Source organism: Limosilactobacillus urinaemulieris (assembly GCF_014838745.1).
In the GTDB taxonomy this organism is placed as follows: domain Bacteria; phylum Bacillota; class Bacilli; order Lactobacillales; family Lactobacillaceae; genus Limosilactobacillus; species Limosilactobacillus urinaemulieris.
In genome coordinates, this window is record NZ_JABUXR010000005.1 from 58,988 (window position 1) to 74,550 (window position 15,563).

At 41.8% G+C, this 15,563-nt stretch carries 16 protein-coding genes; 13 read left to right on the forward strand and 3 right to left on the reverse strand.

From position 1 onward, the window contains the following. Positions 1 to 44 precede the first annotated feature (44 nt). The 9 genes from HUK45_RS03725 (at position 45) to smpB (ending at position 10,785) form a co-directional block, all read left to right on the forward strand. Positions 45 to 1,256 carry a phosphoglycerate kinase gene (locus HUK45_RS03725; RefSeq protein ID WP_191911150.1) on the forward strand — a complete coding sequence of 404 codons (1,212 nt, stop codon included), beginning with the start codon at positions 45 to 47 and terminating at the stop codon, positions 1,254 to 1,256. Positions 1,257 to 1,325: 69 nt separating this feature from the next. Continuing rightward, positions 1,326 to 2,075 (forward strand): triose-phosphate isomerase, encoded by a 750-nt coding sequence (tpiA, locus tag HUK45_RS03730; RefSeq protein WP_191911151.1) that lies wholly within the window; start codon positions 1,326 to 1,328, stop codon positions 2,073 to 2,075. Positions 2,076 to 2,163: 88 nt separating this feature from the next. Further along, complete coding sequence (eno, locus tag HUK45_RS03735; RefSeq protein WP_003717603.1) at positions 2,164 to 3,486, forward strand: phosphopyruvate hydratase; 1,323 nt, start codon at positions 2,164 to 2,166, stop codon at positions 3,484 to 3,486. A gap of 239 nt (positions 3,487 to 3,725) precedes the next feature. Continuing rightward, a complete protein-coding gene (locus tag HUK45_RS03740; protein WP_191911152.1) occupies positions 3,726 to 5,111 on the forward strand; it encodes an amino acid permease in 1,386 nt (461 codons plus the stop codon). Between the two features lie 106 nt (positions 5,112 to 5,217). After that, the gene (locus HUK45_RS03745; RefSeq protein ID WP_191911153.1) at positions 5,218 to 6,762 is read left to right on the forward strand and encodes a ClC family H(+)/Cl(-) exchange transporter; all 1,545 of its coding nucleotides are present in this window, start codon (positions 5,218 to 5,220) and stop codon (positions 6,760 to 6,762) included. Between the two features lie 65 nt (positions 6,763 to 6,827). Beyond that, entirely contained in the window at positions 6,828 to 7,067 is a 240-nt protein-coding gene (gene secG / locus HUK45_RS03750; protein ID WP_040531604.1) for a preprotein translocase subunit SecG, read from the forward strand. Positions 7,068 to 7,129: 62 nt separating this feature from the next. Then, positions 7,130 to 7,885, forward strand: a complete 756-nt coding sequence (locus HUK45_RS03755) for an alpha/beta hydrolase (protein WP_191911154.1) — start codon at positions 7,130 to 7,132, stop codon at positions 7,883 to 7,885. A gap of 1 nt (position 7,886) precedes the next feature. Continuing rightward, positions 7,887 to 10,292 carry a ribonuclease R gene (rnr, locus tag HUK45_RS03760; protein ID WP_191911155.1) on the forward strand — a complete coding sequence of 802 codons (2,406 nt, stop codon included), beginning with the start codon at positions 7,887 to 7,889 and terminating at the stop codon, positions 10,290 to 10,292. A gap of 25 nt (positions 10,293 to 10,317) precedes the next feature. Further along, the gene (gene smpB, locus HUK45_RS03765) at positions 10,318 to 10,785 is read left to right on the forward strand and encodes an SsrA-binding protein SmpB (RefSeq protein ID WP_191911156.1); all 468 of its coding nucleotides are present in this window, start codon (positions 10,318 to 10,320) and stop codon (positions 10,783 to 10,785) included. A 253-nt stretch (positions 10,786 to 11,038) separates the two neighbouring features. Here smpB and HUK45_RS03770 read toward each other — a convergent pair whose 3' ends face one another. Beyond that, positions 11,039 to 11,608: an LURP-one-related/scramblase family protein gene (locus tag HUK45_RS03770; protein ID WP_235971976.1), complete on the reverse strand. Its 570-nt coding sequence runs from the start codon at positions 11,606 to 11,608 to the stop codon at positions 11,039 to 11,041. 142 nt (positions 11,609 to 11,750) lie between these two features. Here HUK45_RS03770 and HUK45_RS03775 point away from each other — a divergent pair, with 142 nt between their 5' ends. The 4 genes from HUK45_RS03775 (at position 11,751) to HUK45_RS03790 (ending at position 14,522) form a co-directional block, all read left to right on the forward strand. After that, a complete protein-coding gene (locus HUK45_RS03775) occupies positions 11,751 to 12,449 on the forward strand; it encodes a uracil-DNA glycosylase (RefSeq protein WP_003717611.1) in 699 nt (232 codons plus the stop codon). Between the two features lie 24 nt (positions 12,450 to 12,473). Continuing rightward, positions 12,474 to 13,448, forward strand: coding sequence for a phosphate acetyltransferase (gene pta / locus HUK45_RS03780; RefSeq protein ID WP_191911158.1), 975 nt, complete (start codon positions 12,474 to 12,476; stop codon positions 13,446 to 13,448). A gap of 130 nt (positions 13,449 to 13,578) precedes the next feature. Continuing rightward, positions 13,579 to 14,031 carry a tRNA (adenosine(37)-N6)-threonylcarbamoyltransferase complex ATPase subunit type 1 TsaE gene (gene tsaE / locus HUK45_RS03785; RefSeq protein ID WP_191911159.1) on the forward strand — a complete coding sequence of 151 codons (453 nt, stop codon included), beginning with the start codon at positions 13,579 to 13,581 and terminating at the stop codon, positions 14,029 to 14,031. A 2-nt stretch (positions 14,032 to 14,033) separates the two neighbouring features. Next, a complete protein-coding gene (locus HUK45_RS03790; protein WP_191911160.1) occupies positions 14,034 to 14,522 on the forward strand; it encodes a GNAT family N-acetyltransferase in 489 nt (162 codons plus the stop codon). A 46-nt stretch (positions 14,523 to 14,568) separates the two neighbouring features. Here the strand turns inward: HUK45_RS03790 and HUK45_RS03795 are convergent, their stop codons facing one another. Further along, positions 14,569 to 15,000: a PAS domain-containing protein gene (locus tag HUK45_RS03795; protein WP_191911161.1), complete on the reverse strand. Its 432-nt coding sequence runs from the start codon at positions 14,998 to 15,000 to the stop codon at positions 14,569 to 14,571. A 15-nt stretch (positions 15,001 to 15,015) separates the two neighbouring features. Then, a complete protein-coding gene (locus tag HUK45_RS03800; RefSeq protein WP_191911162.1) occupies positions 15,016 to 15,552 on the reverse strand; it encodes a 3'-5' exonuclease in 537 nt (178 codons plus the stop codon). Positions 15,553 to 15,563 lie beyond the last annotated feature (11 nt).

The following is a 15,563-nucleotide window of genomic DNA, read 5'->3' on the forward strand; positions in this document are numbered from 1 at the left end:
TCCAACCACCCTTTTTCTTAACAAAGAAGGAGGAAACATAATTTATGGCAAAATTAACTGTTGAAGATTTACCTTTAAGTGGTAAAAAAGTTTTAATGCGGGTTGACTTTAATGTCCCGATTAGTGACGACGGTACTAAGGTTGAAGATGACAACCGGATTGTTGCCGCTTTACCAACTATTAAGTATGTTATCGAACATGGTGGTAAGGCTATTCTGTTCTCACACCTTGGTCGAATTAAGAAGGAAGAAGATAAGCCTGCTAAGTCTTTGAAGGCTGTTGCTGAACGTCTTTCTGAATTACTCGACAAGCCTGTTAAGTTTGTTCCAGTTACTGAAGGTAAGGAACTAGAAGATGCTATTAACGAACTTAAGGATGGCGAAGTATTGCTTGTTCAAAACACTCGTTATGAAGATGTTAAGGATGGCGAATACGTAAAGCGTGAATCCGGTAATGATCCTGAATTAGGTAAGTACTGGGCTTCATTGGGTGATGTTTACGTTAACGATGCATTCGGTACTGCTCACCGGAAGCACGCTTCTAATGTTGGAATTGCTACTAACATGCCAGGTAAGGCTGCTGCCGGTTTCTTGATGGAAAAGGAAATCAAGTTCTTGGGTGATGCAGTTGATAATCCACAACGGCCATTCGTTGCTATTCTTGGTGGTGCTAAGGTATCCGACAAGATTGGCGTTATTGATAACCTTCTTGACAAGGCTGACAAGATTATCATTGGTGGTGGAATGGCTTACACATTCTACGCTGCTAAGGGTATTAAGACTGGTGACTCACTTGTTGAAAAAGACAAGATTGATGTTGCTAAGAAGATCCTTGATAAGGCTGGCGATAAGATCGTCCTTCCAATTGACAACGTTGTAGCTGACAAGTTTGATAATGATGCTAACACTAAGGTTGTTGAAGGCGACGTTGACGATGGCTGGATGGCTCTTGATATTGGTCCAAAGTCTGTTGAAGAATTCAAGAATGTTTTGAAGGATGCTAAGACAGTTGTTTGGAATGGACCAATGGGTGTCTTTGAAAAGCCTAACTTTGCTAAGGGAACCCTTGAAGTAGGTAAGTTCCTTGGTACTTTGAATGATGCAACTACGATTGTTGGTGGTGGTGACTCTACCGCTGCTGTTAAGCAATTAGGTGTTGCTGACCAACTCACCCACATTTCTACTGGTGGTGGAGCTTCATTAACCTACCTTGAAGGTAAGGCTTTGCCAGGAATTGCTGCAATTTCTGAAAAGTAATATATAATAAAGCGGAATGGTTGAAATTGGACTATTCTGCTTTTTTTGCGGTTTAAAGGAGTGATTTTGATGAGGGTACCAATTATCGCTGGCAATTGGAAAATGCATAAAACGGTGGCTGAATCAGTCGATTTTGTTAAGAAGATAAGGGATCAACTACCGCCGGCGGAACAGTTGGAAACTGCACTAGCGGGACCGACATTATCATTAGTTTCAATGAAAGAAGCTGCTGCAGGCTCTCCGCTGAAAATTGCTGCTGAGAACTGCTATTATAAAAATGAGGGTGCATATACGGGTGAGACCAGTCCATACGCTCTTTATCAAGCAGGAATTCATCATGTCATTCTTGGACATTCGGAGCGCCGGAAGTATTTTCATGAGACTGATGAAATCGTAAATAAAAAAATTAAAGCAGCATTAGCAGACCACCTTTGTCCCATCGTTTGTTGTGACGACACAATGGGACGACGAACAGCAGGGAAAAAAGTTCATTGGGTTGTAAACCAAATTCTTTACGATGCTAAGGGGCTTTCAAGCGATGAGATTAGGCACGTTACAATTGCTTATGAGCCAAGTTGGGCAATTGGAACTGGTCAAAGTGCTGATCCTGATGAGGCTGAAGAGGGGTGCTACCTAATTCGACAGACGGTAGCTTATATGTACGGGAATGACGTTGCTAATGACGTTCGGATCCTTTACGGAGGAAGCGTAACAACCAGTAATATCAATGCTTTAATGTCAAGTCAGGATATTGATGGGGTCCTCGTTGGTGGTGCGAGCTTGGATCCTGAAACATTTTTAAAATTAGTTAACCACTAAAAGCTTGTTTTTGGTTGCACAAAATAATACAATATTAATGAAATAGCGCGATTGCTATCGAATTTAAGACAGAGGAGAGATTCATCAAATGTCACTTATTACAGATATTTATGCACGTGAAGTTCTTGATTCACGTGGTAACCCTACAGTTGAAGCTGAAGTATACACTGAAGCTGGTGGTGTTGGCCGTGGAATCGTACCTTCAGGTGCCTCAACTGGTGAACACGAAGCCGTTGAATTACGTGACGGTGATAAGAACCGTTTTGGCGGTAAGGGAGTATTAAAGGCCGTTGCTAATGTTAACGACGTTATTGCTAAGGAAATTGTTGGTATGGAAGTTACCGACCAAATTGCAATTGACAAGGCAATGATCAAGTTAGACGGTACTCCAAACAAGGGTAAGTTAGGTGCTAACGCTATTTTAGCCGTTTCACTTGCTGCTGCTCGTGCCGCTGCTGACGAATTACAAGTTCCTCTTTACAACTACCTTGGTGGTTTCAATGCCCACGTATTGCCAACACCAATGATGAACGTTATCAACGGTGGTGCCCACTCTGATAACAAGGTTGACTTCCAAGAATTCATGATCATGCCAGTTGGTGCACCAACTGTTCGTGAAGCAATTCGTTGGGGTTCAGAAACTTTCCACGCTTTGAAGAAGGAATTGGAAGCTGCTGGTAAGGTAACTTCTGTTGGTGACGAAGGTGGATTTGCTCCTGACTTTGCTAACAACGAAGAACCATTCGAATACTTGATCAAAGCTATCAAGGATGCCGGCTACAAGCCAGGTAAGGATATTGCAATTGCCTTTGACGTTGCTGCTTCAGAATTGTGGAACGACGAAGACAAGAAGTACAAGCTTCGTTGGTCAACTGGTGAAGAATTCACTACTGATGAATTTATCGACTACCTTTCAGGAATTATTGAAAAGTACCCAGTTGTGTCTGTTGAAGACCCAATTGATGAAAACAACTGGGACGACTGGGTAACCCTTACCAACAAGCTTGGTAAGAAGGTTCAACTTGTTGGTGACGACTTCTTCGTAACTAACACTGATTACCTTAAGAAGGGTATTAAGATGGGTGCTGCTAACTCAATCTTAATCAAGCTTAACCAAATCGGTACTTTGACTGAAACTGTTGAAGCTATCGAAATGGCTAAGGAAGCTGGTTACACTGCTATTGTTTCACACCGTTCTGGTGAAACCGAAGATACAACCATTGCTGACTTAGTTGTTGCTACTAACGCTGGACAAATCAAGACTGGTTCTATGAGCCGGACTGATCGTCTTGCTAAGTACAACCAATTAATGCGGATTGAAGATCAACTTGGTGACGTTGCTCAATACAAGGGTATCCATTCCTTCTACAACTTGAGCGAACAAGCTCGTCAAGACATCGAAAACCGTTAATTAGTTTAACGTTAAAAAATAACAGACCTTTCATAGTCAATTTTAGTTGACTGTGGAAGGTCTATTTTTTGTTCAACTAGCTTTTTTAGTTATTTTATCGGCGTTGCTTTCTTAATTAAGTTAACTATTTTTTGCTTAACTAATTAATAATGAGAGAATGATTAGAAAAGTTCTTGGCAATTAGGGATTCATATAATATAATTTGAAAAGTTATAATTTGAGAAAGGGATTTGATACTAATGAAAAATTCTGCGCCAAAGTTACGGCGAACAATGACCGCCGGCCAAATGGAAATGATTTCCTTAGGTGGGGCAATTGGTGTTGGTTTATTTATGGGGTCAACGTCAACAATTAAGTGGACCGGACCATCAGTCCTTTTGGCTTATGCATTTGTTGGCTTAATTCTCTACATTGTTATGCGGGCTCTTGGAGAAATGATCTATATTAATCCAGGAACGGGGTCGTTTGCGGACTACGCTACTGAATATGTTCACCCGCTTGCAGGATATTTCGCTAAATGGGCTAATGTTTTTGAATATATTGTTGTTGGAATGTCGGAAGTTGTGGCGGCAACCGAATATCTGAAATTTTGGTGGCCACATATGCATACTTGGATTGCCGGAATCGTGATCATTATATTCTTGGTATTAGCAAACCTTGCTAGTGCTAAGGCATATGGCTCGCTAGAATTTTGGTTTGCGATGATCAAGGTTGTCACAATTATTTTCATGATTTTTCTGGGCTTCATGGTGATTCTTTTCGGCTTTGGTAACGGTGGGCACCCAACAGGTTTTAGTAATCTTTGGGCACATGGCGGCTTCTTTACGGGCGGAATTAGTGGTTTCTTCTTCTCAATGTCGATTATCGTTGGGTCATATGAAGGAATTGAATTGCTAGGAATTTCTGCTGGTGAAGTTGCCGACCCGCAAGAAGCAATTATTAAGTCTGTTAAGTCGGTTCTTTTCCGGATCCTGATTTTCTATGTTGGAGCAATCTTTGTTATCGTAACGATTTACCCATGGGATAAGCTGAGCAGTGTTGGCTCACCATTCGTATCAACCTTTGCCAAGGTGGGGATTACTGCTGCGGCATCAATTATTAACTTTGTTGTGCTAACTGCAGCCCTTTCTGGTGCTAATTCCGGAATTTACAGTTCAAGTCGGATGCTGTTTAAGCTTTCTCACGAAGGGGATGCGCCAAAGATTTTTGGTCGTCTTTCTAAGCGAATTGTCCCTGATGCAGCAATTCTTGGAATTTCTGGGGGGATTTTAATCGGTTTTATCATTGATATGATTTCCTCAATTTATAATCACTCAACCTCCGATATGTTTGTCGTTGTCTTTAGTTCTTCAGTTCTGCCAGGAATGATTCCATGGTTTGTGATTCTTCTTGCCGAATTACGTTTCCGGAAAAATAACCCGGACTTAATGACGGATCACCCATTCAAATTACCTCTTTACCCATTCTCTAATTATTTCGCATTTATTATGCTAATTGTGATTGTAATCTTTATGTTTATCAATCCAGACACCCGAATTTCTGTTATTGTTGGGGCAGTTGTCCTCATTGTTGCAACAATTGTTTATCTGGTTCGTCATGGCTTAAAGAAAACAACAGCTGAATAAGACCTTAACTAGCAGGTTCTGGATTAATCACTATCCACCACCTGCTTTTTCTTTGGAGATGTAGTACAATACTTGGGTGAATCTTAGGGAAAAGTTAGGAGAAATAATGAATAAGCAAGCAATTGTTAACCAGGATAGCCAAGTTAAGCAAATGATTCGTGCCATTATTATTGGATTGTTGACAGGGTTAGTGGTTAGTACGTTTCGGTTAATCATTCAACACCTTTTGGAGTTTGTTAGTACGAGCTTTGCTTATTTTCATCATCACCCAACGGGACTAATTTATTGGGCAGCTGGTTCGGTAATTCTGGCATTAATTTTGGGACAGCTCGCACAGCGATACCCGAATATTAAGGGATCCGGGATTCCTCAGGTTGAGGGACAGTTAAAGTGCCAATTTGATGAAAAATGGTGGCCAGTTTTATGGCGAAAGTATCTCGGTGGAATTTTTGCTATTGGTTCTGGCCTGTTTCTCGGCCGCGAAGGACCGTCAATCCAGTTGGGAGCAACAATTGGTCAGGGGGTTGCCGAAACGGCTCACGTTAATTCGCTTAACCGCCGTGTTGGTATTGCTAGTGGTGCTGCTGCTGGATTGGCGGCAGCGTTTAATGCGCCAATTGCAAGCACTATTTTTATTTTGGAGGAAGTTTATCATAACTTTTCGCCATTAATTTGGCTGGCAACTTTTATTAGTTCTCTTTGTTCAAATATGGTTTCCATGACCATTTTTGGTCTCAAACCAGTATTAAATGTTCCATATCAATATGAATTGCCGGTTAGCTTGTATTGGCATTTAATTATCTTGGGAATTGCTCTTGGGTTCCTTGGCCGCCTTTATCAAATCGTTATCTTGCGACTTGATCATTGGTCGGGAAAGCTAACGTGGCTTAAACCTTCAGTATATCCTGTCATCCCATTCCTTTTAGTTATCCCGGTTGCTTGGTACCTTCCCTATACTCTTGGTGGCGGAAACCAGTTAATTGCTGAGTTAAGGTTATTACCATTCTCCCTTACTCTTTTTATTGGCTTGTTTGTTCTTCGGTTTGTCTTTTCAATGATTAGTTATGGAAGTCAATTACCTGGGGGAATCTTCCTGCCAATCTTGACTTTAGGAGCAGTCTTGGGGGCAGTTTATTGTACGTTAATGGTTAAGGTAGGCATTTTACCTGCACGGTACCTACCAAATTTCATTATTTACGCAATGGCAGGGTACTTCGCTTGTATCAGTAAGGCACCATTTACCGCGATCCTGCTCATTACCGAAATGGTGGGTTCGTTAGCCCACTTGATGCCATTAGCAATGGTTTCGATCATTGCCTATCTTGTGGTTGATGCTTTACATGGGAGGCCTGTTTATACCGCAATGTTTGAGAACTTTATCGGGCTGCGCGCTGAGAAAAAGCCACTTCACCAAGAGACACTTTCGGTAACAATTTATCCGGGCTCTGAACTTGATGGTTGTCAAATTGCGGATTATTCATGGCCAGCTGATTGCATTGTTTCTCTTATTTATCGTGGAGAAGATAAAATTATTCCAAACGGGAAAACAATTCTCCTAGCTGGTGATACCCTGCTTATCCAGGCGAATATTTCCGATAAAAATAAACTTCAAGAAATTTTGGAACGGTCATCTCACACGCCAAAAATGTAGAAATTAGATGAAGAGTATGTTATTCTGTACTAGATATAGTGGGCAATTATTAGGAGGAAAAATCCTTGTATAACACATTAATGACTTTATTTTTAATAGATTGTGTAGTTCTGATTGCATGTGTAATGATGCAACCAGCAAAGAACGATAATGATGCAATGTCTGCTTTAACAGGTGGAGCTGGAGATTTATTCTCGCGGCGTAAGGCTCGTGGATTTGAAGCCGTAATGCAGGTTGTTACTACGATTTGTGGGGCGATCTTCTTTATCTTAGCTTTGGCCTTGGTTTTCGTTTCATCACACTAAAGCGGCGCTGCCTCCTGTATCATGTATTCAGGAGGCTTTTTTATTTTAAGGAGTAAGAAATAATGGAAGTTAGTTCGGGGAAGCCCTTTTTATTTCCGCACGGTCGTTTTGGGGTTATTCTATTACATTCATATACGAGTAGTAGTGCTGATATGCGAATGCTTGCACGGCACCTGGAGCGGCAGAATTATACGATTTATGCTCCGGTATTCACCGGGCATGGGAGCGATCCACTGACTGTCTTAGAAAAAAGTGGTCCAGATGATTGGTGGACTGATACGCAATTTGCAATTCGACGATTAAAGGATATGGGAATGGAGAAGATCGCGATCCTCGGTTTGTCATTAGGAGGATTACTAGCTACCAAGGCACTCGAGAATGATTCAACCCTAGCAGGCGGGGGAGTTTTTGCCTCTCCCGTTACTGCTTGGGGACAATCAAATGTTCCGCACTTTTTCCCGCAACTAGCAACTGCTTATTATAAGAAAGCAGGATTGAATTCCCGGGAAATTAACGAACGAATTGTAAAAATCAATCAATTGTTACCAAAACAATTAACTGCTATTAGCGAAATGACACGGGAAATAGATCAGCACCTGGAGCAAATCCACCAGCCTTTTTTTGTTGGTCAAGGTGGTCGGGATGAAATGATTAATCCTCATTCCGGAAAAGAATTAGCAGAAAAGCTATTAGCCCAAGGAACTCCAGTTGACTATCATTATTATCCGCAAGCTGGTCACGTTCTTACCGTTAACAATGCCCATCGACAGTTATTCGCTGACGTTACTGACTTCCTACAAAAAACATTTGAGGTGTAATATGACAACAAAAACGAAATTAAAAGATCAGATATTAGATTATTTAAAGGAAAATGCTAATGTTAGTTTTTCGGCTGAAAAATTAGGTCGGGCATTAAAGATGGCTGACGCTGATTCATTTACGCCAATTGTCCAGGCATTAGCTGAGCTTGAACGTGAAAAGAAAGTGACAGTGACTGAGCGTGGAGAATTTAAGGCAGTGATTAAGCCCCAAGCAATTATCGGGACGTTCCACGCTAATGATAAGGGGTTTGGCTTTGTTGACTATGATCCTGACTTGCCGGATATGTATATAAACCCCGATCATACAATGCACGCCTTAAATGGCGATCAGGTTGAGGTAAAGATCCTTCGCCCCGCTAAGCCAGAAAGTGACCAGGGGCCTGAAGGGCAAGTAGTTAAAATTGTTGAACATAACTACGATCAAATTGTTGGTGAGTTTAAGCAGGAAACTGTTGGTGATTATATTGGTGAAATTCTTCTAAAGGATAAAAAGCTTTCCAATTACCGCTTCTTCGTTAATGATCAGGGCCTAAAACCAATGGATGGTCAAGTAGTTACTGCTACCGTTGCGACCTATCCGGATGATGAGGCACCGCAAGTAATGACTGGTGCAGTTAACGAAGTGATCGGTAATAAGGACGAGCCGGGAATTGATATTCTTTCAGTGATCTATGCCCATGATGTCCCCCACGAATTTCCTCAAGAGGTAATGGATGAAGCTAATAAAATTCCGTTAAAAGTTTTTCCTGAAGAAAAGAAGGGACGGGAAGATATTACTGATCAGCCATTAGTAACAATTGACGCAATTGAGTCCAAGGATCTGGACGATGCGGTTGTTGCGTGGAAGATGGATAATGGTCACTATCATCTTGGAGTTCATATTGCTGATGTTAGTCACTATGTTAAGCCGGGATCCGCACTTGATAAGGAAGCGTTTAAGCGCGGAACTTCAGTTTACTTAACTGACCGGGTAGTACCAATGCTTCCTAAACGGCTTTCTAATGGTATTTGTTCACTCAATCCAGGTGAAGAACGGCTTTCAATGAGTTGTGAAATGGAGATTGATGAGCAGGGACGGATTGTTAAACACCGGATTTTCCCAAGTGTAATGCATTCCCACGCGCGAATGACCTATAAGGCAGTTAATCGGATTCTAGAATCCCATGATGCTAAGACAATGGCGGAATGCAAGGATTTAGTTCCAATGTTTGAAACCATGCGCGACATCCATAAGATCTTATTAAATGCACGAAAACGTCGGGGAGCAATTGACTTTGAGGCACCAGAAGCAAAGATCATTGTCGATGATCAGGGCCATCCAACCGATATTCAACTTCGGGAACGGGGATTAGCAGAGCGGATGATCGAATCATTTATGCTTGCTGCTAACGAGACCGTTGCTGAACATTATTACAAGGAGCACGTTCCGTTCCTTTATCGGATCCATGAACAACCTGATAATGAAAAAATAAAGTCTTTCTTTGAATTTCTAAGTGTTTTCGGAATTAATGCCCATGGTGATATTAATAACGTTAAGCCGAAAATGCTCCAAAACGTTTTGAAACAGGTTGCTGGAAAGCCGGAAGAGCAAATGGTTCAAGTAATGATGTTGCGGAGTATGCAACAGGCAAAGTATGATGATGAAGAGGTCGGTCACTTTGGCTTGGGTGCAAAGTATTACACACACTTTACTTCACCAATTCGGCGGTACCCTGATGATACGGTTCACCGTTTAATCAAGTGGTATGAGAAGCATGGTAAGGGAGAAGATGCCAAAGCTGCCTGGCGTGATCGTTTGCCAGAAATTGCTGAGCATACGTCATTTACAGAACGGCGGGGAATTGATACTGAACGTGATGTTGATAGCATGAAGAAGGCTGAATACATGGAGGACCATGTTGGAGAGACTTTTGATGCAGTCGTTAGTTCAGTGATGAAGTTCGGATTATTTGTTGAATTAGAGAATACCGTTGAAGGGCTTGTTCACATTAGCGTGATGAATGATGACTACTATGAATATTCTGAAAAGCACATGGCTTTAATTGGTCGTAGTCACCACCGGATCTTCCAAATTGGTCAGCCGATCAAGGTTAAATTAGTTCGGGTTGACAAGGATTTACGCGAAGTTGATTTCCAATTGGTTAACCCTGAAGAAGCGCCAACAACTAAGATTCGGGTTCCGCATAACGATGATCGTCGTGGCGGTCGTCGGGGAAATAATCGGCACGGCCACAGTAATGGTAGTCACAAGCGAAATGACGGTCACTTCCGGAATACACAGGGAAAGTGGAAACACGATGGTCGTGAGAATGGTAATCGGAATAACCGGCAAATAAATCGTGGACAAGCCCGTCACCATAATAATTCTCGTGATTTTGAAGGACAGCGTCGACGCCGACATTAATATTTTGACCTGATGGGGGGATTCCATGGCCAAAAAGCATGAAAATAATGATAATTTAATCGCTCAAAATAAAAAGGCTCGTCATGATTATTTTGTGACTGACACCTATGAAGCAGGACTAGTTTTAACGGGAACGGAGATTAAGTCTGTACGAGCACACCGGGTTAATTTAAAAGATGGCTTTGCGCAAATTCGTAATGGTGAAGCATGGTTAATGAATGTTCATATTAGTGAATACGATAATGGGACCTTCTTCAATCAGGATCCGCTTCGTAATCGCAAACTGCTGCTCCACAAAAAAGAGATTCAAAAATTGACTGGTGCTCTCCAGGATAAGGGGGTTACCCTTATTCCATTAAAAATGTACATTAAGCATGGCTATGCAAAGGTTCTTCTCGGTCTTGCTAAAGGAAAACACGAATACGATAAGCGTGAATCCATTAAGCGTCGTGAAGCTAACCGTGAGATGGAACGGGTAATGAAGCATTATTAGAGGTAGAGTGCGAGCCAGCAAAGAACTTGCGGAAAGCCAGCAATTTCTCCTGACAAAGGCGCCTCGCGCCTAGGAAGGAGGTTGCTGGCTCTAGCAAGTTCCTGGCGAGCAGTTCTTGACTATGTTGCCTAGAACCCTAGGCGGAGGTTGCGGTCATGGCAAGCACATTTGACTATGTTGCCGATGCAACCATATACAAAATAAGCGACTGACAATTTTGTCAGTCGCTTATTTGTTTAAGCATTTTTAATCGTTATTTTTGTTTTTTTAATTGTGACGGTTCAATTTGGTAGCCAAGACAAGCATCATTGCCTGTAGCAACACTTCCCCAGTGGACGCGGAGAGGAGATGATTGTTTGCGACGAGCCCAATGTTGGAGAACACTTGCAACGAGAATGGCGAGTGGTTCGTCTTCTTCATTTTTCACCTTTAATTCGTGGTAATAATCACCGGTAAAAGCAACGGGTTGGATCGAGAAGACAAGGTGGTTCTTTTTAAAAACGCGGTATTTTCCCGAGAATGGCGAGCCAACGACAACCCAGCTAAGTCCCTTAATATAAATAACTTCACGAACGAAACCAAGAGACTTACTAACTGTTCCCACTTTTTGGCGATCCTTAAATAAGGCAAACTTTGGAATTATTCCAAAACTTAGTTGCTTAACTTCGGCAAGTAAGTCACCAGAAATCGAATATAAAGATAAAACGTCATGAAGAGCCCCCCATTTGCCTACCAAGAGATATAGTGATCGTCCTTGATAGTTACGAATAACGGTAGTTCCGTGGAGGTCTGTATCATGATCGCGTAGATAAAGTTGCCGCATCCAATCACCGCTCCTTAAAGACAGATTAATTACCATTATTGTACCAGTTTGCTTATAAAAATGATAACTTTACAAAGCGGTTTCAATTTTCATTTCCGCTCATCGTCACTTATGCTAAAATATTAGTTGAGGTGCTAGAATCGTGAAACAACTTATTCATAATGATTGGTGGGACGTTTTGAAACCCCAATTTGAAAGTGCATATTACGCGCAGCTACATAATTTCTTGAAAGAAGAGTACAGCCACCGGACAATCTATCCGGAGATGCATCATATTTTTGAGGCTTTTGAATGGACTCCTTTTAGTAAAGTTAAAGTTGTCATTTTAGGTCAAGATCCGTACCATGGTCCTCACCAGGCTCATGGATGCAGCTTTTCGGTTTTGCCTGGAATCCCTGTTCCGCCATCATTGCAAAATATTTATAAGGAACTGCAGAGTGATGTCGGTTGTCATCCGGTTCAACATGGTTACCTAAAAAAATGGGCTGATCAAGGTGTTTTGCTTTTGAATTCGGTCTTAACAGTTCGTGCAGGCCAAGCCTTTTCTCACAAGGGGCATGGTTGGGAACAATTGACGGACGCTGCAATTCACGCATTGTCCGAACGCCCTCAACCAGTTGTCTTTATTCTCTGGGGAAGAGCGGCACGGGATAAGAAAAAGCTGATTAACCTCAAGACAAATATTATCTTGGAATCAGCGCACCCAAGTCCGCTTTCAGCTAACCGTGGATTTTTCGGTTCAAAACCATTTTCAAAGACAAATGAAGCACTTCGCGCAATGGGAGAGGAGCCAATTGATTGGCAATTACCGGATCAACCGATAGTTGACGGTAAGGCTTGATAACCAATAAGGAGGTTCTTGTAGATGGATTTATTTGATGAAATTGCTGCAAAGGTAAAGGGACAAGACAAAACCATTGTCTTCCCTGAAGGTGCTGACAAACGAATTTTAGGTGCTGCTGTTCGCCTAAAGAATGATGGCTTAGTAGAACCAATTTTGCTTGGGACAAAGAGTGAAATTGAAGCAACGGCTAATAAAAATAACTTTGATATTACTGGTTTACAAATTATCGATCCAGCAACTTACCCAGAAGCAGACAAGAAGGCCATGTTTGATGCGCTTCTAGAACGTCGAAAAGGAAAGAATACTCCTGAACAAGTTGAGAAGATGCTGGAGGATGTTAGTTACTTTGGGACCATGCTAGTTTACATGGGAAAGGCAGATGGAATGGTTTCTGGAGCAGTTCACTCAACTGGTTCGACTGTTCGTCCAGCATTACAAATCATTAAGACAAAGCCAAATGCTCACCGGATTAGTGGTGCCTTCTTGATGCAAAAAGGTGATCAGCGGTATATTTTTGCTGATTGTGCGATCAATATTGAGTTGGATGCAGATACCATGGCCGAAGTTGCGGTTCAAAGTGCCGAAACTGCTAAACTTTTTGGAATTGATCCTAAGGTTGCTCTTCTTAGCTTCTCTACTAAGGGCTCTGCTAAGGGAGAGATGGTTACCAAGGTTGCCGAAGCCACAGAAAAGGTTCACGAAATGGAACCAGAGCTTCCTGCTGATGGTGAAATGCAATTTGATGCTGCTGTTGTTCCTTCAGTTGGTGAGTTAAAGGCTCCAGGATCTAAGGTTGCTGGGCATGCAAATGTCTTTATTTTCCCAAGCCTTGAAGCCGGAAATATTGGCTACAAGATTGCTCAACGATTTGGTGGCTTTACTGCTGTAGGTCCAATTCTCCAAGGGTTGAATGCACCAATTGCTGACCTTTCACGGGGATGCAGTGAGGATGATGCTTACAAGGTGGCCATTATTACAGCTGCTCAGGCATTATAATAGAATATAATAAGTTTAAAAACTATTGAGGGAAGAAACTGGGAAATACCCCAGGCTCTTCTCTCTTTTGTTGCTTTTAAGCTTAGGTATCGGCTACAATGACTGTAGAAAAAATGAGGAGCGAAGTCGGATGAAAGAAGTAAAGCTAACGGATCGAGAAAAAACAATTGAGCTTGGCGAAAAGGTGGGACAGCAATTAAAAGCTGGGGATGTTTTAGTCTTGGATGGTGATCTTGGTGCCGGGAAGACAACCTTTACTAAGGGATTAGCTAAGGGATTAGCCATTCCAGACTTGATTAAGAGCCCCACCTTTACCATTATTCGTGAGTACCATGATGGTCGCTTACCGCTTTACCATATGGATGCATATCGTCTTGAAAATGGGGGAGCAGAAGACTTGGGACTAGAGGAATACTTTGATAGTGACGGAGTGAGTGTTGTGGAGTGGGCCCAATTCGTTGAAGATGAATTACCTGCTGAATTTTTGGCAATTCACTTTAAGCGAACGGATGACGAAAATACCCGCCTCCTTCAGTTCGAACCGCATGGTCGTCACTTTGAACAGGTAGTTACGGAGTTGTAATAATGTCAGAGACTGTTGAAATTAAGTTGGCTGAACCTGAGGATGCCGCTGCTATTCTTAGCTTCCTTCGACGCGCAGCAACGGAAAGTGATGCCGTCACAATTCCGCATTTAGAAAAAGTAACTTCAAAGGAAGAACGCGAAAATATTCAAATAATTAACGATGCAGACGATTGTATAATGCTGCTAGCAGTGTTTGAAAAAGAGATCGTGGGGATGGTAACAATAATGCGGTTACCCAATGAACCTCAGATGGGGGAGTTAGGAGTTATTGTAGCCAAAAAATACTGGTATCATGGAATTGGTCAGTTGTTAGTGGATGAAGCTGAATATTGGTTCGCTAATTATAGTAGTTTGTCTCGACTTACCTTAGATGTTTTTGAGGATAATGTTCCAGCAATTAACCTGTATCGTAAGATGAACTTTGTTGTTCGTGAACATCGATTAGTCTCGGGACGAAAGGCACTCCAGATGGATTATCGACAAGAATAAACGGCTCCTGGCATTCAGAGTTACGAATGTCAGGAGCCGTTGTTGATTATTTATGTTTGAATAGGACTTGCTTAATGTTATGTAACCAGGCACCTTTTTCTTGATGTCCTGAAACATCCTGGGTCACTTCAACACAGCCGATATATTTACCGTTATTATCATGAAGTGAATAGAAGGCAATGTTAATTGGCTTATCGTGGTAGTGAATGATCAGGCTTAAAACACCACGTTTACCATCGTGCATTTGCTGTAAGACTTGTTTTACCCGTTCTTGGCTATGACCAGGATGAACCTCTAAGACGTACTTCCCAAGATCGTCATCAGTTCTCTTGAAGAGCCGGTGCTTATTTGCTGAAGACCAGCGAACAATGTCATGTTCATCAATAAAGTCAAATTCTTCGGGAATGGTTTGAAAAATGGCGTTTAATTGGGTTAGGGTTAAACTACCGCCTAGTAGCTTGACTGTTTCGTTATCCATAAATTGAGTTCTCCTTTAATTATAAAAGTTGATAAATGGGCGAAGCTGTTCTCCGCCAAAGTGTTGGGCTTCATATAAAAGAATGTTGGCACAGGCTTGAGCATCATCAAGAGCATTGTGATGGTGATGTAAATCAATCTGTAAGGCATCACAAACAGTATTTAACCGATAATTGTCAAGCCCGGGGATTAGTTGGCGACTGCTTTTCACGGTGTCAAGAGTTTGGAAGGTCGGTGGTTGAATACCATAATGAAGAAGGGTATTCTTCAGGACACTATTATCAAAACTATTATTATGGGCAATTACAAGTTGTTCTGGTCGGTAGAACTGTTTAATGTGTTGCCAAACCTCGGGGAATGTTGGCGCATCTTGAACATCCTCTTCATGAATTCCGTGGATCTGCACGTTCCGCCAGAAAAAATCAGTTTGGGGATTAATTAAAGTATAAAATTCATCAGCAATCTTGTTATCCCGAACAATTGTCAGTGCTAGAGAACAGGCGCTGTATCGTTTACCGTTTGCTGTTTCAAAGTCCATTGCAACAAAGTTCATGAAGCAAGACC